17 protein-coding genes are annotated in these 24,895 nt (G+C 57.9%); 9 read left to right on the top strand and 8 right to left on the bottom strand.

The window, feature by feature from the left end; translation table 11 throughout:
• Window positions 1–83: 83 nt before the first annotated feature.
• The 4 genes from ALIPUT_RS02860 (at window position 84) to ALIPUT_RS02875 (ending at window position 5,458) form a co-directional block, all read left to right on the top strand.
• On the top strand, window positions 84–2,555 hold the full coding sequence (locus ALIPUT_RS02860) for an ATP-binding protein (RefSeq protein ID WP_004328160.1): 2,472 nt from the start codon (window positions 84–86) through the stop codon (window positions 2,553–2,555).
• Window positions 2,556–2,732: 177 nt separating this feature from the next.
• Entirely contained in the window at window positions 2,733–4,100 is a 1,368-nt protein-coding gene (locus ALIPUT_RS02865) for a sigma-54-dependent transcriptional regulator (protein WP_004328162.1), read from the top strand.
• Between the two features lie 207 nt (window positions 4,101–4,307).
• Window positions 4,308–4,529 carry a hypothetical protein gene (locus tag ALIPUT_RS02870; RefSeq protein WP_004328163.1) on the top strand — a complete coding sequence of 74 codons (222 nt, stop codon included), beginning with the start codon at window positions 4,308–4,310 and terminating at the stop codon, window positions 4,527–4,529.
• 323 nt (window positions 4,530–4,852) lie between these two features.
• Window positions 4,853–5,458 carry a hypothetical protein gene (locus ALIPUT_RS02875; RefSeq protein WP_004328164.1) on the top strand — a complete coding sequence of 202 codons (606 nt, stop codon included), beginning with the start codon at window positions 4,853–4,855 and terminating at the stop codon, window positions 5,456–5,458.
• Window positions 5,459–5,659: 201 nt separating this feature from the next.
• Here the strand turns inward: ALIPUT_RS02875 and ALIPUT_RS02880 are convergent, their stop codons facing one another.
• The gene (locus ALIPUT_RS02880; RefSeq protein ID WP_004328165.1) at window positions 5,660–7,957 is read right to left on the bottom strand and encodes a patatin-like phospholipase family protein; all 2,298 of its coding nucleotides are present in this window, start codon (window positions 7,955–7,957) and stop codon (window positions 5,660–5,662) included.
• Between the two features lie 73 nt (window positions 7,958–8,030).
• Here ALIPUT_RS02880 and pheS point away from each other — a divergent pair, with 73 nt between their 5' ends.
• The 5 genes from pheS to mnmG all read left to right on the top strand — a co-directional run bounded on the left by pheS (window position 8,031) and on the right by mnmG (window position 15,656).
• Window positions 8,031–9,056, top strand: a complete 1,026-nt coding sequence (gene pheS, locus ALIPUT_RS02885) for a phenylalanine--tRNA ligase subunit alpha (RefSeq protein ID WP_004328166.1) — start codon at window positions 8,031–8,033, stop codon at window positions 9,054–9,056.
• 198 nt (window positions 9,057–9,254) lie between these two features.
• Window positions 9,255–11,018: a tetratricopeptide repeat protein gene (locus ALIPUT_RS02890; RefSeq protein ID WP_004328167.1), complete on the top strand. Its 1,764-nt coding sequence runs from the start codon at window positions 9,255–9,257 to the stop codon at window positions 11,016–11,018.
• Window positions 11,019–11,020: 2 nt separating this feature from the next.
• Complete coding sequence (locus tag ALIPUT_RS02895; protein ID WP_004328168.1) at window positions 11,021–12,214, top strand: murein hydrolase activator EnvC family protein; 1,194 nt, start codon at window positions 11,021–11,023, stop codon at window positions 12,212–12,214.
• Between the two features lie 6 nt (window positions 12,215–12,220).
• Window positions 12,221–12,667 (top strand): rRNA maturation RNase YbeY, encoded by a 447-nt coding sequence (ybeY, locus tag ALIPUT_RS02900; RefSeq protein WP_004328169.1) that lies wholly within the window; start codon window positions 12,221–12,223, stop codon window positions 12,665–12,667.
• A gap of 1,096 nt (window positions 12,668–13,763) precedes the next feature.
• Entirely contained in the window at window positions 13,764–15,656 is a 1,893-nt protein-coding gene (gene mnmG, locus ALIPUT_RS02910) for a tRNA uridine-5-carboxymethylaminomethyl(34) synthesis enzyme MnmG (protein WP_004328173.1), read from the top strand.
• Between the two features lie 259 nt (window positions 15,657–15,915).
• Here mnmG and ALIPUT_RS02915 read toward each other — a convergent pair whose 3' ends face one another.
• From ALIPUT_RS02915 to rsmG, 7 genes are all read right to left on the bottom strand, one after another.
• A complete protein-coding gene (locus ALIPUT_RS02915; protein ID WP_004328174.1) occupies window positions 15,916–16,929 on the bottom strand; it encodes a branched-chain amino acid aminotransferase in 1,014 nt (337 codons plus the stop codon).
• Between the two features lie 48 nt (window positions 16,930–16,977).
• Window positions 16,978–19,020 carry a methionine--tRNA ligase gene (metG, locus tag ALIPUT_RS02920; protein ID WP_004328175.1) on the bottom strand — a complete coding sequence of 681 codons (2,043 nt, stop codon included), beginning with the start codon at window positions 19,018–19,020 and terminating at the stop codon, window positions 16,978–16,980.
• Between the two features lie 217 nt (window positions 19,021–19,237).
• Window positions 19,238–21,007 carry a single-stranded-DNA-specific exonuclease RecJ gene (gene recJ / locus ALIPUT_RS02925; protein WP_004328176.1) on the bottom strand — a complete coding sequence of 590 codons (1,770 nt, stop codon included), beginning with the start codon at window positions 21,005–21,007 and terminating at the stop codon, window positions 19,238–19,240.
• An 8-nt stretch (window positions 21,008–21,015) separates the two neighbouring features.
• A complete protein-coding gene (gene lipB / locus ALIPUT_RS02930; RefSeq protein ID WP_004328177.1) occupies window positions 21,016–21,687 on the bottom strand; it encodes a lipoyl(octanoyl) transferase LipB in 672 nt (223 codons plus the stop codon).
• 114 nt (window positions 21,688–21,801) lie between these two features.
• On the bottom strand, window positions 21,802–22,707 hold the full coding sequence (gene lipA, locus ALIPUT_RS02935) for a lipoyl synthase (RefSeq protein ID WP_004328178.1): 906 nt from the start codon (window positions 22,705–22,707) through the stop codon (window positions 21,802–21,804).
• Between the two features lie 231 nt (window positions 22,708–22,938).
• Window positions 22,939–23,961 (bottom strand): UDP-glucose 4-epimerase GalE, encoded by a 1,023-nt coding sequence (gene galE, locus ALIPUT_RS02940; RefSeq protein ID WP_004328179.1) that lies wholly within the window; start codon window positions 23,959–23,961, stop codon window positions 22,939–22,941.
• 273 nt (window positions 23,962–24,234) lie between these two features.
• Window positions 24,235–24,855: a 16S rRNA (guanine(527)-N(7))-methyltransferase RsmG gene (rsmG, locus tag ALIPUT_RS02945; protein WP_040293386.1), complete on the bottom strand. Its 621-nt coding sequence runs from the start codon at window positions 24,853–24,855 to the stop codon at window positions 24,235–24,237.
• Between the last annotated feature and the right edge of the window lie 40 nt (window positions 24,856–24,895).

Below are 24,895 nucleotides of genomic sequence, written 5' to 3' on the forward strand. Positions count from 1 at the left end.
AGGCTTTGGAAAGAAAAAGGCTTTCCGCAGCGAAAATCACCGAAACAGATGCTATCTTTGGGCGAAGGATAAGTCGATCCGCTATGATGAAAGAGTCTAAATTCGTACGCACCAAAATCGTCGTGGGTTACGTGCTGATCGCCCTGATCGGCCTGACGGCCATGATCTACGTCTGGCGTCAGACCGGAGCGCTCCTCGAACCGGACCACAGCCAGCAGGAGCTTCGGCGGCGGCGCAGACTGGTCAATCAGACTCTCTACCATCTCTATGAGGCCGAAACATACGGTCAGATGCTGGTGGCCGGTTATGCCAGCTACGAGAATCGTTACAAACGCGAACTCCGGCTGGTACGGGAGTGCATCGATTCGCTCCGTATGCGTGCGGACGACGAGTCGCAGCAGATGCGTCTGGACACGATCGTGCGGCTGATCGCCGGCAAGGAGCAGGGGATCAAGGCTCTGGACCGCAACCTGCGTTCGGCGGGCACGGCGACGTTGTTGAGCGAAAATATCCAGCGGATGATTCCCATGCTGGACTCCCTGTCGCAACCGACTATCGAACCCGATACGATCCTGGTCCGCGATACGGTGCGCGTGGCTCCGAAAAAGAAGCGCAATTTCTTCCGCCGGTTCGGCGACCTGTTCAGCCCGCCCAAGAACGATTCGCAGGTGGTGGTGAAGACCCGGGTGCGGATCGACGCTCCGCCTCGGCAGATGAGTCTGGGGGATACCATCGCCGTAGTGCTGCAGGATCTGGAGCAGCGGGTGACCAGCGAGCGGCTGGCCCTTTACGACAAGGCGTGGCGGGAGGGGTTGCGGCTGCAACGCAACAACCAGCAGATCAATCAGCGGATTTACCGCCTGATTATCGACTTCGAGGAGGAGGAGACGGCCTATCTCTGGGAGCGGATGCAGGCTCGTGAACAGGTGCGGCGCAGCTCGCTCGTCATTCTGGGCTCGGTGGCTGCCGGATCGCTGCTGGTGATGCTGCTCTTCGTCGGAATCCTCTGGCGGGACGTGAACCGCAGCAACCGTTACAAACGCCAGCTCGAAGCGGCCAATCGCCACAACGAAGCCTTGCTGGAGGCCCGTGAGAAGCTGATGCTCACCATTACGCACGACATCAAGGCCCCGCTGGGTTCGATCATGGGCTATATCGATCTGCTTACGCGTCTGGACCTGGGCAAGCGGGGTGCGCTTTATCTGGATCATATGAAGAGCTCGGCCGATCACCTGTTGGAGTTGGTGACCGACCTGCTGGATTTCTACAAACTCGACTCCAACAAAGTCGCCGTCAATCGCATCGCCTTCTCTCCGGCCGATCTGTTTACGGCTGTCTGCACCGGGTTCGAGCCGGTGGCTGCGGCCAAAGGAATCGAATTGCGGTGTACGCTCGCCGCCGAACTTTCGGGACAGGTCGCGGGCGATCCCTCGCGTGTGCGGCAGATCGCCGAGAACCTGCTTTCCAATGCGATCAAGTTCACCGACCGGGGGTTCGTCGCGTTTGACGCCTGGTTGGAAGAGGGGCGGCTGCTGTTCCGTGTCAGCGATACGGGTCGGGGAATCGGCCCCGAGGAGCGGGAGCGCATCTTTCAGGAGTTTGTGCGCCTGCCGTCGGCGGGCGGCGTGAGCGGCGTAGGGCTGGGCCTCTCGATCGTCGATCGTCTCGTGAAGCTGCTCGGCGGTACGATCGAGCTGGAGAGCGAACCGGGCGCCGGAAGCCGATTCCTGGTCGCCGTTCCGGTCGGGGAGGCGGAGGACGACGCTTCCGAAAAGGAAGCCGCAGCGGGGATGTGTTCGGGCAGAGTGTGTATGGAGGGCGGACGACCCCTCCGCTGCCTGCTGGTGGATGACGACCCCCTGCAACTTGAGATGACCGCAGTTCTCTGCCGGGAGTTGGGAATCGAAACGGAGAGCTGTCCTTTTCCCGAATACGCTGAAAAATTGGTGCAGGAGTCTGCTTTCGATCTGGTTTTTACCGATATACAGATGCCCGGAGTGGATGGGTTCGAGGTGTTGCGACGGATTCGGGCCGTTCGTGCGGAGCTGCCGGTGGTAGCCGTTTCAGCCCGTTCGGACGATGAGTCGGCCTATGTCGAACGGGGATTTGCAGCCGTGCTGCGGAAACCTTTCGCGCGGGCGGAACTGGTGGCCGTGTTACGCCGTGTCGTGCCGGAGGCGGGGGTTGCCCCGGAGGAGTGTCTTCCGGAAGAGGATGCGGTTCGCGGGTTCGAAGCTCTGACGGCTTTCGCCCGCGACGACGCCGAAGCCGCGCGGGAGATCATCCGGACCTTTGTCGCCGAGAACGAGGCCCATGCCGAAACCTTGCGCCGGGCCGCGCTCGCCGGAGATGCGGTCGCTTTGCGTGCGATCGCTCACAAAATGGTGCCGATCTACACGTTGCTGGGCGAGGAGGAGCTCGCTGCGGCATTGCGCCGTCTGGAGCGTTCGGAAGGTTCTGCGGACGGGGCTTTGCGCAGCGCAGCGCTCGGTGTAGCGGAAAGGGTCGGCGAAATTGTCCGGGCGGCAAAAAAAGAGTATCTTTGCGACCGTTGATCTCCGCCGGGGGCGTATTCCGACAGAAGGCCGTCCGTTCGCATCATGCCCGGACGGGAAGTTGCAGAGGATCGGACGCTTCGGTGTCGGACGATGCCGGAGAAGGAGCCTCGCCGAAGAGGAGCGTTGCGGGAAGCCTCTGCGGGCGGCTTCGGTTTTTTTGAATGAAATTTCGGTATGGAAAAGATATTGATCATAGATGACGACGTAACCTTTTCGCTGATGCTGCGCACGTGGCTCGGCAAGAAGGGCTTTGGAGTCGATACGGCTGCCGACATCGCCGCCGGGCGCCGGCTTCTCGCAGAGGGGAGCTACGATCTGGTGCTTTCGGACATGCGTCTGCCCGACGGGAACGGGACCGATCTGTTGCAGTGGATCGCCGAACGGGGCGTGACGATACCCGTGATCGTGATGACCGGTTATGCCGAAATCCGCAATGCCGTGGTGAGTATGAAGCTCGGCGCGAGGGACTATGTTTCCAAACCCGTTCAGCCGGACGAGCTGCTCCGCAAGATCCGCGAGGCGCTGGATGCCCCGCACCCCGAAACGGCTATGCCCGCATCCGCAGCGATGGCTCCGGCGCCCGCGAAACCGCGCCGGAAGGGGGACAGGGCCTTGGACGAAGGCGAATTGAATTACATCGAAGGGCACAGCGACGCTTCGCGTAAACTGTACGAATACGTCCGTCTGGTGGCTCCTACCAATATGTCGGTGCTGCTCGAAGGGGCGAGCGGCACGGGCAAGGAGCACGTGGCCCGGTTGATCCATCTGCGCAGCAAACGGGCGGGCAAACCCTTCGTGGCGGTCGATTGCGGCGCTCTGTCGCGTGAACTGGCCGCTTCGGAGTTTTTCGGCCATATCAAAGGCTCCTTCACGGGAGCGCTGTCCGATAAGAAGGGCGCTTTCGAATCGGCGCAGGGCGGTACGCTTTTCCTGGACGAGGTGGGCAACTTGAGCTACGAAGTTCAGATCCAGTTGCTGCGAGCCCTTCAGGAGCGCAGAATAAAACCCGTCGGAGGGTTGCGCGAAATTCCGGTGGACGTGCGTCTGATCTGTGCCACGAACGAGGATCTGGAGGCGGCTATCGCGCGCGGATCGTTTCGTGCCGACCTCTACCACCGCATCGACGAATTCGTGCTCCATATGCCCGATCTCGCGGAGCGCAGGGAGGATATTATGCTCTATGCCGACTTTTTTCTGGACCAGGCCAACCGCGAGCTCGACAAACACGTGGTGGGTTTCGATCCGGAGGCTGAAAAACTGCTCGTGGCCTGCGACTGGCCCGGAAATCTGCGGCAACTGAAGAACGCCGTGACCCGGGCGGTTCTGCTGACGACGGGCGAGTACGTCACTCCGGCCGAGCTGCCCGCCGAATTGTCGGAGGCTGTTCCGGCGCCGATCGCTTTGCGCGATCCGGCGGGAGAGGAAGAGCGGATCCGGCGGGCGCTGGCGGCGGCCGGCGGCAACAAATCCCAGGCGGCCCGGCTGCTGGGGATCGATCGCAAGACGCTCTACAACAAACTGCATCTGTACGGCATCGAATAGTCGTCGGGTGTGGAAATATTCCACATCATTTTGGGAATTTCCACACCGTTCCACAGCCGCATATAAAATTATCAATTTCTTATATCTTTGATTAACAGCATAATGATTTATGCCGGCGGATTGGCATACACCTTGACGATGTAATGAATACAGAGGTTGGGGAACCGAAGGAAAAAAATTATTTTTTAGTTAAAAAACAATCGCAAAATGAAAAAGTTATTCATTGCAGCAGCTGTAATCGTAATGGCCGGAAGCATGGCTTCCTGCGGTCAGAAAACCCAGAAGGCCGCCCAGGATACGGCCGCGACGGAACCGGTAGCGACCGAGCAGGTCGAGGCTGTCGAGATCGAAGCCGTAACGCCGGAATCCGAGATTCCTGCCGCTGCAGAGAGTCAGAAAACACAACCGGAGCAGGCAAATAATAAGTAGTAATTTGGAGGGTTATTATTAGTTAAACAATTGTTGCTTGCCAGGGGGCGTACCGACAGCGGTGCGCCCCCGCCATTTTGTACCGGGACGGAATTCGAATTGTCGGGATGGGAACGATGCGGCAGGTTTCGGTATCAGTTGGGGAAATCCGACGATTATTTCGCCGGATATGGATCTTCTCCGGAAGTTGTTGTGTAAAAGTTTGTCCCGGTATCGGATGGTTCGCGTTCGATTTATTTGGATGTCGTGGATGTTTTGGTTATATTTACAATGTCGAAGATAGTCACCAATGGCCTGATTATAAACTATAAATTATTTTTGCTATGAAAATAATAATTCATTATTTTTTGTTGTTTGTCGCATTGGTTGCAACGACCGGATGCGATAAGGACGATAATTATTATCCCGCTCCGGAATTCGAGGGAGATCCGACGGCTGAATATATTGAAGCGAATGTCGATTTCGATACGCAGATTTCTCAGGAAAATTCCGATCCAGATACTTTTTACACCTATTTTTGTTTGTGCAATGCCAGTGACCACAAAATTTACTTCACTCTTACGTTTTGCCCGACAAAAAACGATGAATTTATAGACCATATGAATGGGCTTGTAGATCCCGGAAAAAAATATACAAACAGATTCGTAACATCTAATTGGTCTATGGATGTACCGGGTCTTATCACCACCTTTTCTCCTCTTATTACGGAGATGGAGGTCTATTACGATGTCGATGACAAATATGGGCCTGTTAGATTTCCATCGGGAATAGAGGAGAAGTATTCGGATTTTACGCAGCGTTTCAAGACCCGGCAGATTTGTGATCCGGGGCAGTGGATTTACGAAGAGTTTACGCCCCGCCGGGCGCGTTGGACGTATATTCTGACCAACGAAGATTATGAACGTGCCAAAATGATGTCGGGAAAATAGGACTGAAAATTCGCGGCGATCGGTTACGACTGATTTAGCCTGCATTATAAAAAAGAGGACTGCATTGCGCAGCCCTCTTTATTTTATGATTCGACTTGCATCATGCGGCAAGGCGGATTTTCTGTTTCCGGTTTGACCCGTTTGAGTTTTTACCGGATGCTTTGCGTACGGCCTTTCGGGAATAGGGCGACTGGGAAATAATCAATAGAAATGCCCGCTGGGAGCGAAGATCGCGTAGCCGAAGTTGAAAGTGAGGTACATATTGTGCCAGCTCTTCAGGTCGTATTTGGTGAGCGACAGGCTGACCGGTCCGATGGGCGTGTGATAGACGAACGAGGCTTCGGTGATGTATTGCATCTTTTCGCCGGGCAGCCCCCGGTTGTCGCGGTACATGGCATAAAATCCCGTGCGCAGGAAGAAATTGGGCAGCAGATCGAAAGTGGGCATCAGACCGCCGGCCAGGAAGTTTTTCGCCCGGTAGTCGGGCATGAAAGCCATCTGGGAGTGTACGACGGGCTGATAGGCCGGCAGCGACATCAATGTAGCCGTTTCGGTCTGGAACCGGGGGTGCGTGGTCCAGACGGCGTCGATGTTGAATCCGAACGAGAACCATTTGCAGCCGGGCAGGTCGAAATAGCGGTTCCACTGGAATTTGGCGCCGAACCATTCGCGGTGGGCATTGAAACTTCGCTTACGTCCGAATTCGGCGGGTTTGTACCGTTCGCGCCCCGTGATGTAGATGCCCGAGAGGGATATTTCGGACCCCCGGCGCGGGTAGAGAATCTTGTCGAGCGTGTTGCGGGCGATATCCAGTTTGGTGCTGAAGAAGGAGAAGCGCGTCAGGTCGGTGTCGGGATCCGTGTCGGGAAAGGGGGCGTCGTAGCGGTAGGCTTGTTGTCCTCCGTTGAACCGCAGCGATGCCAGGCTGTTGTGTGTCAGAGGCATGGTGAGTCCGATGGAGAGGAATCCCTGGTTGTTCTTGACCGATTCGGTGTTATCGATCGGCGTGAGGTTGCCGAAGTTGCCGTGCCGCAGGTTCAGGACTTCGAAATTGTAGGAATAGTCGAGCGAGAAGGGTTTCCAAAGGTAGAAGTCCGTGCGCCCGCCCAGCGAACCGGTCGCATAGGTAGGGCCGATGTAAATACCGGCGAAAGCCCATTGCGACACGCGGCGGATCGTGTGGTAGTCGAAACCGATGAATGCCTGGTTGAAAGCCGTCGAGGAGATGTTGCCGCCGATCAGGAACCGGAGGTTTTCGCGTGCGGACATCTTCAGCTTGACCGAATACCGTTCCCGCAGCGGGTCGTACCGGAATTCGGGGTATTCGACCGAAAATTCGTCGTTGCCTATGACGGAGAAGAAGTCGTCGCGGAATTCGGGGAAACTCATCTGCCGCTGCCGTCCGTCGTAGGTGTCGTCCAGCCGCATGACGTCGCGTACATAGGCCGTTTGTGCATGGGTGAGTCCTTCGAACTCGTAGTCGTCGAAGATGATCGGGGGACACTTTTCGCGGAAAGCCGCCCGCTTGGTGCGGATCTCTTCGGGCGTGACGGTGCGGTGGATTTTCTCCCGCAGGGCCGGAATCCGGGCCAGTGCGTCGCGGTAGCCCGCTTCGATGATCGAGTCGGCGCTGTTGAAATCGAGCATGCTGACATTGACGGCCCGGTTGATCATCAGGCTGCGTCCTTCGGGCATGTCGTAGTTGGTCTTGTTCATGGCCAGCGAGAAGGCTTGATCGACGAGCGAACTGTTCTCCGTGATGTCGTTGTTTCCCGACGTGCATTTGCTGCCGATCAGGAAATCGGGATGGAACTCCTTGTCGAGGGGTTCCCAGGGGAAGTTGTCGTAGATGCCGCCGTCGTAGAGTAGCATCGTGTCGATTTTCATGGGTTTGAACGCCAGCGGAATGGACATCGACGAACGGATCGCTTCGCCCATGTCGCCCTTGCGCAGCACCACCGGACGGCGGGTGTTCATATCGCTCGCCACGCAGAGGAACGGCACCATCAGGCTGTCGAAGTCCCGCCGGGAAGCTGTCGTGGCCGGGCCGAACAGGTCGGCGAGGGCCAGGTCGATCTGATTCGAGGAGATCAGGTACGAAGGCAGGCGGAAACGGCTCGCGTTGGGGTCGTCCGGGTGGTCCTTCATGTTGAGGCGGATCGAGAGGAAGATCGGGGTGCCGGTATTGCGGCGGTAGTAGGGCAGGTAGCTGGGGTCGATGCGCCCCGAAACCCACTGTTTGACCACACCCGAAGCGACGATCCGGCGCATCTCTTCGGGGGAATATCCTGCGGCGTACATGCCCGCGATGATCGAACCCATCGAGGTTCCCGACACGTAGTCGATCGGAATGCCGCTCTCTTCGAGTGCCTGCAATACGCCGATATGGTAAAGTCCTTTGGCTCCGCCGCCGCTCATGACCACCCCGACGCTCTGGGCCGCTGCCGGAAGGGTGAAAAGCATTCCCGCCGCGAGAAAAGAGAGGATTTTCCGCTTCATATCCTGATATTTTTATTAACTTTGCCTATTAAACCGTGCGTAAAAGTACAAAATAAAGCGTAAACTTTAGGTTATGAACGATAAAATCAACGAGCTGCTCGAACGGGTGGAGGCATTCAAACCCAAAGCTGCGGCCGAGATCGAGGATTTCCGAATCCGGATGCTGGGGAAAAAAGGCGAGCTGACGGCCCTTATGGAGGAGTTCAAGAGCGTGGCGCCTGAGCTGAAACGGGAGTTCGGCCAGAAGCTCAACAACCTTAAGAACCGGACGCAGGAGCGGATCAACGCCCTGCGGGGGCAACTTGCGGACGCCGCCGGGGACTCCTCGCAGCGGATTCCCGACATGAGCCGTCCCGGTTCTGCGGAGGAGCTGGGTTCGCGTCATCCCATTTCGCTGGTGACCAACCAGATCGTCGAGGTATTCTCGCGGCTGGGCTATACGGTGGCCGAGGGTCCCGAGATCGAGGACGACTGGCATGTCTTCTCGGCGCTCAACTTTCCGCCCGAGCATCCGGCCCGCGACATGCAGGATACGTTCTTTATCGCCAAGAACCCCGACGTGCTACTGCGGACCCACACCTCGTCGATTCAGGTGCGGACGATGGAGCGGCAGAAGCCGCCGATCCGGGTGATCTGCCCGGGCCGCGTTTTCCGCAACGAAGCGATTTCTTACCGCGCACACTGCATCTTCCACCAGATCGAGGGACTCTATATCGACGAGGGCGTGTCGTTCGCCGATCTGAAACAGTCGATCCTCTACTTCGCCAAGGAGGTTTTCGGCGAGAACGCCACGATCCGCATGCGCCCTTCGTACTTTCCCTTCACCGAACCGTCGGCCGAGGTCGATGTGTCGTGCAACCTCTGCGGCGGCAAGGGCTGCAACGTCTGCAAGGGCACGGGTTGGCTGGAGATCATGGGCTGCGGCATGGTCGATCCCAATGTGCTTGAGGCCAATGGAATCGATTCGAAGAAATATTCCGGGTTCGCGTTCGGCATGGGGGTCGAGCGTATCGCCATGCTCAAATACGGCGTGAAGGACCTGCGGCTCTATTTCGAGAACGACGTGCGGTTCCTGCATCAGTTCGATACGGTGCTTTAGGCGCTGCGGTACGCTCCCCGGGTCGGGGAGCGGCAATCGCCCGCCGGATGCCGGGATGTTCCGGGGATGAAGTGCCGTATCGTTCGCGGGAATACGAAAAGCGGTTGTCCGACGTTTTCCCGACAGACGAAGGGAGGGGTTGCGTCTGTCCATTGCACTCTTCCGGCGAAGAACGAAGATACAAACTCAACGATTTCAATGAAGCGGATGCTTGCGATTCTGGTGCTCTGCACGGCTTTCTCCACGGGGTTCGTCCCGCAGGGAGAGGCGTTGCCCGCACCTGCGGCGGAGGCCTCGTGGCCCGACTCGCTGCGACCGACCGAATACTATACCGAAGGTGTGAAAAAACTCCTGATCGGAGAGGACACCCTGGCGGCTCGGGCACTGTTCCTGCAGGCCCTGGAGCTCGATTCCGCGTATGCTCCGGCCTGGTTCCGCCTCTCTTCGGTGACTCCCGACGGCGATCCGCAGGGTACGGCGTGGGCACGGCGTGCTTACCGGCTGGACTCGCTCAACAAGTGGTACGGGCAGCTTTACGGGCAAAAGCTGCTTGCCGAGGGAGAACTCGACAAGGCGCGTCCGCTGTTCGTGCGGCTTTCGGCGCTCGACCCGACCAATCCCGACAACATTCGTATTCTGGCGATCCTGTACCAGCAGGCCGGGATGCCCTATTCGGCGATCGATATGCTCGATTCGGCCGAGATGCGTTTCGGTAAAATGCCTTTGTTGGGGGCGATGAAACGCCAGTTGCTGATTCGCACGGGGCAGTTGGACCGTGCGCTGGCCGAAGCCAGGGAGATGGCCGAGGCGATTCCTTACGAAGCGGAGAACCACGTGATTCTGGCCGACCTGTACGGTGCTGCCAAACAGGATTCGTTGGCCATAGCCGAGTATAACCGGGCGTTGGAGATCGACTCCATGAATGTCCCGGCGCTGGCTTCGCTCGCCGAATTCTACAACAAGCGCAACGATTCGCATGCTTATCTGGCCGTGTCGAAAAGGCTTTTCGAAATTGACGAACTCCCCTTGTCGGAAAAGGTCCGCATTTTCCGGCAGCTGACGCTCGACGTCCGTTTTTACCGGGACAACTTCTTTCAGCTCAACGACCTGATCTCGACGCTTGCGATCCGCTATCCCGACGATAAGGATGTCGTCGAACTGTATGCGCAGCATCTGATCAATGCCGGAGAGCTGGAGCAGGCGCTGACCCTCTACAAGCTGCATCTGGCTGACCAGCCTCCCCAGTTGGACTATTACCGTGCGGTGATCGACATCGAAACTTACCGCAAGCGGCTCGATTCGGTTTATCTGTATATCGACCGGGCGCTCGAGGTTTTCCCCGGAAATACCGAGCTGTATGCCCGCAAGGGACACGCCCAGGGGTATGCCGGAAAGTTGTCGCAATCGATCGGCAGCTATAAGAAAGCCCTCAAATACGCCGATACGGACTCCCTGCGCGGAGTCGTGTGGGGATATATCGGCGACGCCTATCATCAGCTGGAAGAGGCCGGACGGAAGGATTCGGAACGGGACAAATACCGCCGCCGGTGTTTCGAGGCTTACGACCGTTCGCTGCATTATTACTACGATAACCCGATGGTGCTCAATAACTACGCCTATTTTATCAGTGAATCGTCCCGGGATCCCCGCCGGCTCGACCGGGCCTTTGCCATGGCAGCCCGTGCGGTGGAGCTGGACGGCAACAACGCCACGCTGCTGGATACCTATGCCTGGGTGCTGTTCCGTCTGGGACGGCTGCAGGAGGCTCGTCGAACGATGCAGCAGGCGATCTCTTTCGACCGCAGCGAGAATCCGGAACTCTACCTGCATTACGGGGACATCCTGGCGGCTCTCGGGGAGAAGTTCATGGCCGAAACCTACTGGCGCAAGGCGCTGGAGAAGGGATATGATGATCCCCAGGCGATCGAAGAGCGTATCCGGCAACTCAAATCCAAGCCCTGACTATGCGACAAGCCTTGAACCATTCGTATCGTTTCCTGCGGCGGGCGAAGTCGGTCCGCACGCTGTGCATCCGTTTGCCGAAGGTCGTTTTGTTTCTGTTCCTTCTGCTCGGTGTGGGGTCGCTTGCGGCCCAGAATACCGACCAGCAGATCGCGGCGCAGAAACGGTTGATCGCCGACCTCGAAAAGCAGATCGCCCGGGAGGAGCAGGAGATTTCGAAGCTCAAGAAGGGACGTGCTTCGGCCGAGGAGACGGTGCGCCGTTTGGCCCGTCAGATCGATTCGCGCAACCAGCTGCTCGACGTGACGGAGCGGGATGCCCGCAAGCTCGAGGTCGAGGTAGCTCGTACGGACAGCGTGGCCCGGGGGCTGTCGGCATCGCTCGACGCCCATAAACGGCGCTATGCCGAGATGGTGCGCGAGGCATACCGCAACTACAAACACAACAATTATCTGACCTACCTCTTCTCTTCGAGCGACTTCAATCAGGTGGCCCGCCGCATCACCAACCTGCGGGAGGTGGCGGCCATGCGGGAACGGCAGATGGAGCAGATCGTGACGCTTTCGGAGCAGGTGTCCGTCGAGCGGACCCGGCTGACCGGGCAGCAGCGGGCGCTGGATTCGGTGAAGCGCAGCCTGACCACGCAGCGGACCCGCCTGCAGAAAGATTCGCAGGCGGCGCGTGCCAACATCAAGCAGCTCTCCAAGAAGGAAAAAGCGGCCCTGCAACAGAAAATCGCCCGCGAGCAGCGGCTCGACGTGGCGATCGACGAGTTGCGCAAGCTGACCCGGGGCAACAAGGAGGGCAACACCTTTACGGCGAAGACTTCGAATCTGCGGCTGCCGGTGGTCGGCGGCGGGGTGAAGCGCTACAAGGGCAATATGGCCGAGATCGCGGGGCCGAAGGGGGCGCAGGTGATTTCGATCTACGAAGGCAAGGTCGTCGAGGTGAAGCGCAACCGGATCACCAATAAATACGACGTCTATATAGCCCACGGCGAATACATCTCTTCGTATGCCAACCTCAATTCCGTGACGGTGGGCAAGGACGACAAGGTGGCCCGCAACCAGCAGATCGGAACGATCGGGTCGGGGGTCGATGTGATGACCATGCAGCCCGAGTACAAGATGGTGTTCGGTATTTACGGACCGTCGCCCAAAGTACAGATGCGTGCTTCGGATTGCTTCAAAAAATAACCGTCTATGGCCGTACGCTATTATACCGATGACTGTACCTATCGCCTGCCGCAGAAACGGCTCACGGCCGCGTGGCTGGACCGCGTAGCCCGGGAAGAGGGGTATGAACTGGGGGATGTGACCTATATTTTTTGCTCGGCGGCCCGCCTGCTGGATATGAACCGGCAGTTCCTCGGGCACGACTACTATACCGACGTCATCACGTTCGATTACAGCGACCGCAAGGGCGCCCGGATCGTGTCGGGCGATATTTTCATCGATGTGGAAACCGTTGCGGACAATGCACGCGAATACGGCGCCGCGAAGCTGACCGAAATGCGCCGCGTGGTGGTGCACGGTTTGCTCCATCTGTGCGGACAGAAGGATAAGACACCCCGTGCGAACGCTCAAATGCACCGTAAGGAGGATCACTACCTCCGACAGTGGGATGAGCTGTCCAAAGGGCTGAAATAGGGCTTTGCGAGGGAATCCGGTCGCGGAGTTGCGGGTCCCTTTCCCGGTAGGGTTATTTTTAATGCCTGAAATATCCCGTAAAATCGTTCGAATATACCATAAGGGTCGATTCTTCCCGACGGCGGAATGGGCGGTTCAAGGTGCTGAAAAGACGGTTTGCAGAGGGATCCGGCCGCAGGGTTGCGAACTCTTTCACGAAAGGATGTATTTTTAACGCCTGAAATGCTCCTTAAAATCGTTCGAATATACCATAACGGTCGGTTCTGTTCCCGACGGCGGAATGGACCGTTAAAGACGCTGAAACGGCGGTTTATGGGCGGATTCGTCTTTTGTTTGGAACCGGTTCCCGAAAAAAGATGGATTTTCCCCGGCAATCGTATATTTCAATGTCCGTCATTCGACGGTCGTTCGTTCGCGGCCGGAGTCCGTGTCTGTAATGCCGACTCTCTCTTAAATCCTTTCTTCGGAGGGAGATTCGGGTCGCTGCGCCTCCAAAAAGGACGTTATGATCGCGTTTTCCTTCGTTGGGACTGAAGCGGACGAATTCGCTTGCGGGAAGTGCCGGCTGCGGTGGCTGCGGCAGCAGTTGTGGGGGCTGTCGATCGGGTCCGCTGCGCGGCGAATCGGTAGCCGGGAAAGGTGGACTGCGAAGATTCGGCTTTCGGAGGAGGCGTTTCCGCCGTGCGGGGACGGATCCGGCCGTTGGTTGTGTCCGCAACCCTTTAATCGTTTGTATTTTTCCGGAATGGGCGGCATGGATTGTCGGCTCTTTGCCGGAGAGAAGTTTATTTTTGCGGGAAAATGCCGGCAAGGTTCGGTGCGGGTCGCCGGAGTGTGCCGGAAGCGGGGAGAATCCGTTTTTGGCGGGACAGCCCGTGCTTGCCGATCTTTTCGGCGCTGCGGCGACGTTTTGCCGCGAGGTTGCCGTTTTCGATCCGACTTTCGCCGTCGGACGGCGGATAGCTGGGCGAAAGTTGCCGTTGCGTGCGGTTTCGGTTTTTTCGGATAAGCGACTTTGTTCGTATCTTTGCCGTGCGGCGGTCGGTCGTCGGATTGACGGGCGGCGGTGTTTTCCGCAATTCATGGAAAAGGAGATATGGTTTTACATTACGATATCATCGTGGTCGGCGGCGGTCATGCCGGCTGCGAGGCGGCTTCGGCGGCAGCGCGGCTCGGCTCCCGCACGCTGCTCGTGACGATGGACATGACCAAGTTGGCCGATATGTCTTGTAATCCGGCCGTAGGCGGTGTTGCTAAAGGGCAGATAGTCAGAGAGATAGATGCTTTAGGGGGGCAGATGGGGCGGATTACCGACCTTACGGCTGTCCAGTTCCGCATGCTCAACCGCTCGAAAGGGGCGGCGATGTGGAGTCCCCGGGCCCAGTGCGATAAGTCGCGTTTCTCGGCCGAATGGCGGCGTACGCTGGAGAATACCCCCAACCTCTATCTTTGGCAGGACACTGCGGTCGAACTGCTCTTCGGGCAGCGGCCTGCGGAGGAGGGTCGGCCGCAAGTGCGCGGGATTCGGACACAGATGGGGGTGGAGTTCTCGGCCGACTGTGTGATCCTGACTGCCGGGACGTTTCTGGCGGGGGTGATGTATTGCGGTCGTTCACACGCCGAGGGCGGCCGTGCGGGGGATTCGGCTTCGCACGGAGTGACCGAATCGCTCGTGGCGATGGGTTTCGAAGCCGGCCGGATGAAGACCGGGACCCCTGCACGACTCGATGCGCGGACGATCAATTTCGAAATTCTGGAACCGCAATACGGGGATGAAAATCCCTCGAAATTTTCCTTTTCCGCCGATACGCATCCGGTGCAGAATCAGCTTCCGTGCTTTTTGGTCTATACTTCGAAGAAGGTGCATGACATTCTGCGGAAGGGTTTCGGCGATTCGCCGCTTTTCAACGGTACGATCCGGGGGATCGGTCCCCGTTATTGCCCGAGTATCGAGGACAAGCTCAACACATTCGCCGATAAGGACCAGCACCAGCTTTTTCTCGAGCCGGAGGGTCGTTCGACCAACGAATATTATCTGAACGGGTTCTCCTCGTCGTTGCCCTGGGACATTCAGTGGGAGGCATTGCACGCCATCGAGGGGTTCGAAGATCTGCATATTTTCCGTCCGGGTTATGCGATCGAGTACGACTATTTCCTGCCGACGCAACTGCACCATTCGCTCGAAACCAAGCTGGTGGACGGACTCTATTTCGCCGGCCAGATCAACGGGACGACCGGCTATGAAGAGGCCGGGGCGCAGGGGGTGATGGCCGGTATCAATGCGCATCGCCGCAGGATGGGGGAGGAACCGCTGGTATTGGCACGCGACGAAGCCTACATCGGGGTATTGATCGACGACCTGGTGACCAAAGGGGTGGATGAGCCTTATCGTATGTTCACTTCGCGTGCCGAGTATCGGATTCTCTTGCGGCAGGATAATGCCGACATTCGATTGACTCCGATCGGATATAAAATCGGGCTGATTTCGCAAAAAAGGTACGATAGTTTCTGCAAAAAAAATCGACTCGTAGAATCGCTCGTAGCATTCGCTCGCGGACTGAGTGTCAAACCGGACGAAATTAACGACTGTTTGAAATCGCTCGGTTGCGACGCGATTTCGCAAGGTCGGAAACTGCACGACTTGTTGATGCGTAACAATGTGACCTTCGATCTGCTCTCGGGTGTTTTACCGAAGCTCGGCGATTTTCTGCGCGAGCAGGAGATGGATGCCGAGGTCGTCGAGGAAGCCGAGATCCAAATCAAGTACAAGGGGTATATCGAACGGGAGAAATTCATTGCCGACAAATTGCATCGCCTGGAGAATATCCGTATCCCGGCCGATTTCGATTTCCATTCGATGAATGCCCTGACGATCGAAGCCCGGCAGAAACTCACCCGAATCCGACCTGCGACGATAGGGCAGGCTTCCCGTATTCCCGGAGTTTCTCCGGCGGATGTGAATGTGTTGCTGGTGAAATTCGGTCGGTAAAGTATCGGGTAATGCAGTTTAACCGCTATGTTCCCAAATTTGACAATCGTTTTTGGATGTATTTGTCGTTTATCAATGCGGATTAAGATCGGTCGATAAATTGTGCGATTGTATTTTTCTATCTTTTATATCGGGAGTAGCTGCGGCTATTCCCGATTTTTTTACGGCTGTTTGTAAGTGGTGGCAAAGAAAATATGCAGTAAGAAAAAAGGATGTTCCACGTGGAACATCCTTTTTTCTTGAGTTTTGCAGGCGTCGATTACATGACGATCGTGCACCAGTTGTGTTTGTCTTCGGTGCGGCCGTACTGGATGTCCTGCAAAAGCGTATAGAGTTGCAGAGAAACCTTGCCTACTTCGTCGCCGTAGGTGTAGGTTTGCTTCGTGTCCATGTCGTAAATGCTGCCGATCGGCGAGATGACAGCTGCCGTACCGCAAGCGCCGCACTCCTCGAAAGTCGGGAGTTCGTCCACCGGAATATGACGCTCCTCGACCTTCAGACCCAGGTCTTGAGCCAATTGACGGAGGCTCTTGTTAGTGATCGACGGAAGTACGGAGTTCGACTTCGGCGTGATATACGTGTTGTTCTTGATGCCGAAGAAGTTGGCTGCACCGCACTCTTCGATGTATTTGTGTTCGGTTGCGTCGAGGTACATGATGCTCGCATAGCCGAGCTCGTGTCCGTGCTCGCCCGACATAAGGCTGGCTGCATAGTTACCGCCCACCTTCACGTCGCCTGTTCCACGTGGAGCAGCACGGTCCTGTTCGCGGTCGATTGCGACCTTCATCGGCTTGATGCCGCCTTTGAAGTAAGCGCCTACGGGCGAGCCGTAAACCACCAGCAAAGCATCCTTGGAGGGTTTTACACCCAGTCCTGCCGTCGTTCCGAACATAACGGGACGCAGGTAGAACGATGCGCCGGTGCCGTAGGGCGGGATGAAACGCTCGTTGCGCTTAACCACTTCTACGCAGGCTTTGACGATCATATCGATCGTCGGTACGGGCAGGCAGAGGCGTTTTGCCGACGACTGCAAGCGTTTTGCATTCTCTTCGACGCGGAACAGACGTACTTTGCCGTCAGCGCCCCGGAAGGCTTTCAAGCCCTCGAAAAGAGCCGTGCCGTAGTGAAGGCAGGATGCCGACATGTGCATGTTGATGTACTCGTCGCTTGTAATTTCCATTTCGCTCCACTTGCCGTCCGTGCAAGTATAGCGGGCATTGAAATCGGTCTTCATGTAGTTGAAGCCGAGAGAGCCCCAATCGATGTTCTCCATTGTTTTTTAATATTAAAGGTTGTATCTTTTGTTCAAGAAATATCTTTATTATCCGACTGTCGCACCCGGATTTGTCTGATCGTCAGGTTGTAACAGCCTTAATTTGCCCGAAGCGTCCTGGGCCATCAGAATCATGCCACGGGAGAGGATGCCCTTCAGTTCGCGCGGTTCCAGATTCACCAGTACGAGTACCTGTTTCCCGACGAGTTCTTCGGGTGTGTAGTATTCGGCAATGCCCGAAACGATTTCGCGCTTGTCGATGCCCGTATCGACGGTCAGTTTCAACAGCTTTTTCGTCTTGGCGACTTTTTCAGCGGCGAGGATCGTCGAAACACGGATATCCATCTTTTGAAAATCGTCGAAAGTCGTCGTTTCCTTTTGATCTTCAACGTGTTGTGCTGCTTCGGCCGAAGCATTCGCCGCTTTGGTCGCCGCCAACTTGTCGAGCTGGCGTTGGATTACGTCGTCCTCGATCTTTTCGAAGAGAAGCACGGCTTCGCCGATCCGATGTCCGGCAGCGAGCAGGTCGGTGCTGCCCAGTTTCTCCCAGCCGAAGGGTCCTGCCTGCAACATCCCGACGATCTTCTTCGCCGAGAAGGGCATGAACGGTTCGATGGCGATCGAGAGGTTTGCGGTGATCTGCAAAGCGATGTTCAGGATCGTCTTGACCCGTTCGGGATCGGTTTTGATGAGTTTCCACGGTTCGGTGTCGGCCAGGTATTTATTGCCCAGACGTGCGATGTTCATCGCCTCCTTCAAGGCTTCGCGGAACCGGTAGTTTTCGATGTTGTTTTCGAGGGCTTCCTTCGCGCCGGAGAGTTCCCGAAGCGTTTCGCGGTCGTAGTCCGTCAGTGCGCCGCAGGCGGGCACTGCACCGTCGAAGTATTTGTGTGTCAGGACTAAAGCCCGGTTTACGAAGTTGCCCAGCACGGCTACCAGCTCGTTGTTGTTACGGGCTTGGAAGTCCTTCCAGGTGAAGTCGTTGTCCTTGGTTTCGGGGGCGTTCGCGCAGAGCACGTAGCGCAGCACGTCCTCCTTGCCGGGGAAGTCGGCCAGGTATTCGTGCAGCCAGACGGCCCAGTTGCGCGAGGTCGAGATCTTTTCGCCCTCGAGGTTCAGAAATTCGTTGGCAGGGACGTTTTCAGGCAGGATGTAGCCGCCGTGCGCCTTGAGCATGGCCGGGAAGACGATGCAGTGGAAGACGATGTTGTCCTTGCCGATGAAGTGCACCATTTTGGTCTCTTCGTCCTTCCAGTATTTCTCCCAGTCGGGCGTCAGGTCCTTGGTCGCCGAGATGTAGCCGATCGGCGCGTCGAACCAGACGTAGAGCACCTTGCCTTCGGCCCCTTCGACCGGTACGGGAATGCCCCAGTCCAGGTCACGGCTCACCGCACGCGGTTGCAGACCGCCGTCGAGCCAGCTCTTGCATTGCCCATAGACGTTGGTTTTCCACTCTTTGTGCCCTTCGAGGATCCATTCGCGCAGGAAACCCTCGTATTGGTCCAACGGCAGATACCAGTGCTTGGTGGCGCGTTTCACGGGTACGGAACCCGATACGGCGCTGTGCGGGTTGATCAGTTCGTCCGGCGAAAGGGTCGATCCGCATTTTTCGCATTGGTCGCCGTAGGCGCGGTCGTTGCCGCAGCGGGGGCAGGTGCCCACGATATAGCGGTCGGCGAGGAACGTCTGGGTTTCCTCGTCGTAGTATTGCTCCGAGGTCCGCTCGATGAATTTGCCTTCGTCGTAGAGCTTGCGGAAGAACTCCGACGCTGTCGCGGCGTGGGTCTTCGACGAGGTGCGCGAGTAGATGTCGAACGACATGCCGAGCCCTTCGAACGACGATTTAATCAACTGGTGATAGCGATCGACGATCTGCTGGGGCGTGACGCCCTCTTTGCGGGCCTTGATGGTGATGGGCACGCCGTGCTCGTCGCTGCCGCAGACCGAGATCACGTCGTATCCTTTCAGGCGCAGGTAGCGCGTGTAGATGTCCGACGGGATATAGACGCCCGCCAGGTGGCCGATGTGTACCGGGCCGTTGGCGTAGGGCAGTGCCGAGGTGACGAGATAACGCTTGAAGGGTTTACTCATATTGGGTAGAAAAGGTCTAACAATTACTATTTTGTGTCAAATGTAGTGATTTTTCTAATAATTAGAAACTAAAACCCGACTTTGTTGTATCGGATTTTTTCGTTTCGGGAGCGGGAAGGAGTGGTTCGGACGGAATGCCGCCGCCGGTGTCGTCGGGCGGGATCCGTAAAAAACCGGAGCCTGAAAGCTCCGGTTTTTACGGATGTTGCCGGCCGTATTATTGCTTGCTCCGCAGGGGTTTGATGTCCTTGATGCGGAGCTGTACCGAAACCGAGCCCCGGTAGTGGTTCTCTACGATCTGATAGCAGACGTCGATCGGATGTCCCGCGCGGATCCACTCGTAGTGGGTCGGCTGCTGGAAGGCGATCGTCTGAATCGTCGTGTTGGGTTTCTGGCGCTGCATCAGGTCCATGCGCAGGTGCTCGCAGTCGGCGCCGACGAGCTTCGTTTCGCCGTGGCTGACCACGCCCCGCGTGACGAATACCGGTGCGGGGTTGCCGGGGCCGAACGGCTGGAAACGGTTCAGGTCGCGGCGGAACGCCGGGGTGATGTTCGAGAAGAAGAGTTCGCTGTCGATCTCCACCTGGGGTTGCAGCGTTATCGGGTCGATGTTCTCTTCGACGTAGGCATTGAAGCGGCGGGTGAACTCCTCGACCCGTTCGGGACGCATCGTGAGTCCTGCTGCGTACATGTGCCCGCCGAAGTTCTCCAGCAGGTCCGAACAGGATTCGATTGCCTGATAGAGGTCGAAGCCGGGCACCGAGCGGGCCGAACCCGTGACGAACCCGTTGCTCATCGTGAGCACCACCGTCGGGCGGTAGTAGGTTTCGATCAGGCGGGAGGCCACGATGCCCACGATGCCCTTCATCCAGCGGGGGTTGTAGATCACCGTACTCTTGGCGGCCTTCAGCTCCGCGTGGGCCTCGATGAAGTCGTGGGCTTCCTGCGTGACGCTGCGGTCGATGCACTTGCGGTCCTGGTTGAAGCCGTCGATCACCGAGCCGAACTCTTCGGCCAGGCTTTCGTTGCCTTCGATCAGCAGATTGACCGCCGCATAGCCGCCCGAAGGAGCGGCGTTTTCGTCGTTTTCGTCCATCCGCATACGGCCTGCGGCGTTGATGCGGGGTCCGATTTTGAAGACGATGTCGTCGATGGTGATGTTGTGTCGATCCAGGCCGCAGATCTTGATGATCGAGAGCAGCCCCTTCGAGGGGGAGGCGTTGAGCCGCAGAAGCCCGTAGTGGGCTAAAATCCGGTTTTCATCCACCAGAGGAACGATGTCCGAGGCGATGCTGACGGCCAGCAGGTCGAGCAACGGCTCGATTTGCTGGAACGGAATTCCGTTTTTCTGGCAGTAGGCCTGCACTAGCTTGAATCCCACGCCGCACCCCGACAGTTCGTCGAACGGATAGGAACAGTCGGCGCGTTTGGGGTCGAGAACGGCTACGGCGCGGGGAATTTCCTCGGCCGGGAGGTGATGGTCGCAGATGATGAAATCCACGCCCTTGCGTTTGGCATAGTCCACTTTCTCTATGGCTTTGATGCCACAGTCCAGGGCGATGATCAGCGTCGCACCCTTGCGTGCGGCGTGGTCGATGCCCTTGGTCGAGATACCGTAACCTTCGGTATAACGATCCGGGATGTAGAACAACAGGTCCTTATGACCTATCTGGCGCAGAAATTTATAAACCAGCGCGACGGCGGTCGTGCCATCGACGTCGTAGTCGCCGTACACCATGATCTTCTCACGGTTGCGGACGGCCCGCTCCACCCGTTCGACCGCCTTGTCCATATCCTTCATCAGGAACGGGTCGTGCAGGTCCGAAAGCTGGGGGTTGAAAAATTTCTTAGCCTTCTCTAACGTGTCTATGCCTCTCTGTACGAGTAGATTGGCCAGGACCGGGGAGATGCCCGTCGCGGCAGCCATCGCGGCAACCGCCTCCGGATTCCCCTGAGGCTTCACTACCCATCGTTTTTCTATGGGCATATTTGTTATTATTTATATATTTTAACATTCAAATTCTCGCATAAATCTTCGACGAGGCGTCGTTTGACCTCCTCCATCGGAACCGGGCGACCGATCTCCTTTTCGATCGACGTGGCACCCCGGTCCGTAAACCCGCAGGGGTTGATATGGGTGAAATAACGCAAATCGGTTGCCACATTGAGTGCGAAGCCGTGCATGGTCACGTAACGCGACGCCCGCACACCGATCGCGCAGATCTTACGCGCCGGCTGCGCTCCTTCGATCCAGACGCCCGAGGCGCCGGCGATGCGTCCGGCCCGGATGCCGTAACGGGCTACCGTCCGGATGACTGCGCCCTCGAGCGCGTCGATGTAGTCGCGCAGCGAAAGTCCGATGCGCTCCAGGTCGAGGATCGGGTAGCCCACGATCTGTCCCGGCCCGTGGAAGGTGATGTCGCCGCCCCGGTCGATGTGGTAAAATTCGGCGCCGATGCTGCGCAGATACTCTTCGCCGACCAGCAGGTTCTCCGCATGGCCGCTCTTGCCGAGGGTATAGACCGCCGGATGCTCCACCAGGAGCAAATAGCCCGCGCCCTCCGCCGGGGTTCCCTTGGCCCGCAGGAGGGTGTCGAAAAGCCTCTGCTGGTACTCCCAGCAGGCTTTGTAGTCCATTTGTCCGAGGTCCCGGTATTCGACAAACATCGTAAATTACGTTACGACACCTCTCCGTCCGGCTCCGTACGGATACCGTAAATCCGGAAAGCGTCGGTTCAACACTTTCTTTGTCGCAGACCTTTTCCCGCGCGGCGGGAAGACTCAGGCTTTCGCGGAAACCTGTCGCTTCAGACGCACCGAGCCGAGCGCTTCGTCCGCCAGGTACGACGAACGCACCATCGGACCGCTCGCGCAGTAGCTGAAGCCCATGTCGAGCGCCTGCTGCCGGTACCAGTCGAATTTTTCGGGAGTAATGTACGCCGCAACGGGGTGATGCTCCAGAGTGGGACGAAGGTACTGGCCGAGGGTAACGATCTCCACGCCGGCGGCGTGCAGGTCGCGCAAGGTCTGTAAAACTTCTTCATCGCTCTCACCGAGTCCGACCATCAGGCCGCTCTTGGCGACGGCGCCCTTTTCGCTTAAATAGCGCAGCACGTCGAGGCTCGTACGGTAACGGGCCCGCGAACGTACCAGGGGGGTCAGTCGTTCGGTGGTTTCGATGTTGTGCCCGATGATATCGGGCCCGGAGGCGATCACCGTGTCCAGCAGGTCGGGTTTCGCATCCAGATCGGGAATAAGGAGCTCAATTGTGACGTCGGGATTTTCCGCCCGGATCGCGCGGACGCATTCGGCCCAGTGGGCCGCGCCGCCGTCGGGCAGGTCATCGCGTGTAACGGAGGTTACCACCACATGCCGCAATCCCATCAAACGGACGCTTTCGGCGAGTTTGGCGGGTTCTGAAGGATCGGGCGGCAGAGGCCGGCCCGAAAGGGTGGCGCAGAATCGACAGTTGCGCGTACAGATTTCACCCAATATCATGAAGGTCGCTGTCCTGCGGCTCCAGCATTCGGCTTTGTTCGGGCATAGACCGCTGCTGCAGATCGTGTGCAGGGAGTGGTCCCTGACGATGCGTTGCACGTCCGCGTATTCTGCGGTGCGGTGAAGCCGGATTTTCAGCCATTCCGGTTTTTTCAGGACGTTTACCTTCTCTTCATGCAATTTCGGCATTTTAAGTTCATTATTTTCCCAATTGATGCAAAAATACAAAAAATATCAATCGCTTCTCCTTTCTGTTGCGAAAAAGATGAAAAAAGCCTTTGCAGGTGCAGGGGAGGCGGTCGGTCCGGTGCGAAGGACCAGTCGGGGCCGGATGTCGGAACGGGAGGGAGGAGTATGCGGAGAGCGCATCCGGAACGGCTCCGGATGCGCTCTCCGCAATATGTTCTGTCGGCGGGAAGGTTATCTCTGTCCGAGGTGCAGCTGCCATTGCCAGGCCGTGCGGAGCGTTTCTTCGAGCGGCCGCTCGGCACGCCAGCCCAGGAGGGTGTTCGCCAGCGTGGGATCGGCCCAGATCGCCGTGATGTCTCCGGCGCGGCGCGGCGCAAAGCGGTAGTTGAGTTTCAGTCCGTTGGCCCGTTCGAATCCGCGGACCAGCTCCAGCACCGAAACGCCCCGTCCGGTGCCGACGTTGAAGACCTCGTAAGGGGTGGCGCCGCGCTCTTCGATCAGGCGGTGCAGGGCAGCTACGTGGGCGCGGGCCAGATCGACGATGTCGATGTAGTCGCGGATGCAGGTGCCGTCGGGCGTCGGATAGTCGTTGCCGAAGATGCTCAGGCATTCGCGGATCCCGGCGGCGGTCTGCGTCACATAGGGGACCAGGTTCTGGGGGACGCCTCTCGGAAGCTCGCCGATCAGGGCCGAGGGATGCGAGCCGATCGGGTTGAAGTAGCGCAGGGCGATGCCCCGCAGACCGGGATGGGCGGCGACGGCGTCGCGCAGGATGTCTTCGGAGATCTGTTTGGTGTTGCCGTAAGGCGACGTGGCGGGCTTGCGGGGCGTCTGTTCGGTGACGGGCTGGGCGTCGGGTTCGCCATATACGGTGCAGGAGGAGGAAAAGAGGATGTTGGGCCGTCCGAAATCGCACATCAGCTCCACGACGTTCAGGAACGAAAGCAGGTTGTTGCGGTAGTATTTGAGCGGTTCGGCGACCGACTCCCCGACCGCTTTCGACGCGGCGAAGTGGATGACCGAACGGAATTCGTGGCGTTCGAACAGCCGTCGCATCGCCTGCAGGTCGCAGCAGTCGATCTGCTCGAAGGGCACTTCGGCGCTCGTGATGCGGCGGACGCCCTCCACGGCCTGAAGGTCGGAGTTCGAGAGGTTGTCGGCGATCACCACATCGAATCCGGCCTGGATCAGCTCGACGGCCGTGTGCGATCCGATGTATCCGGCGCCGCCCGTTACCAGTACTGTTTCTTTCATAAGGCTATGTCGTTTGAATTTCTGAATTTTTAGCATTGTTCTTCCTGCCTTCCCTGTTGCCGGATGGTTTTCCGCTGTCGGCTACTGCCGTTTCGCGGCATTCGGGTCGTTTGTTCCGGCTTCTCGCCCCTTCCCGGTGGTAGAGGCCTTGAGTTGCGATTCCGAAAAATCGGGACGGTACGATTTCATAATCGGGCCTGTCTTTCGTCTGCGGGGCCTTTTACAGTTCCTGCATGGCCAGGCAGTCGGAACGGTCGTCGGGTGAATCCCCGTTTATTTGGCGGCGTACACCACCTTTTTGGTTTCGAAGAACGCTTCGTCGAAGAATGCGGGGATCGGGTACTCCGTCCACTTCATACCGGTACGGCTCAACTCGTCCGCGAGGTCGCCGCCCTTGAGGTAGAGGATGCCGTTGGGCAGGGCGCCCTTTTGCCCCCGGTCGATCTTATCCCAGACCCAGCCGACGAAGGTCGGCATCTCCGTCACGGCGCGGGAAACCACATAGTCGTACCGTTCGGGAAGCGTTTCGGCCCGGGCGCAGAGGGGGGTGAGGTTGGCGAGGCCGAGTCCCTCCGCAACGCCCTGTACGACCTTGATTTTCTTGCCGATCGAGTCCACGGCCGTGAAATGCGCCTCGGGGAAGAGGATCGCCAGCGGAACGGACGGGAAGCCGCCGCCGCACCCCACGTCGAGCACCCGCGCTCCCGGGGCGAAGGGGCAGACCTTGGCGATGGAGAGCGAGTGCAGCACGTGCCGCAGGTAAAGTTGGTCGAAATCCTTGCGCGAGATCACGTTGATCTTGGTGTTCCAGTCGGCGTACAGTGCGTACAGCGCTTCGAATTGCCCGCGCTGCGGGCGGGTCAGGTCGGGGAAGTATTTGTCGATCAGGGCAATCATAAGGTTTGTGGGCGTTGAAGTTTTTTTTAGGCAGGTC

The organism is Alistipes putredinis DSM 17216 (assembly GCF_000154465.1).
Classification (GTDB): domain Bacteria; phylum Bacteroidota; class Bacteroidia; order Bacteroidales; family Rikenellaceae; genus Alistipes; species Alistipes putredinis.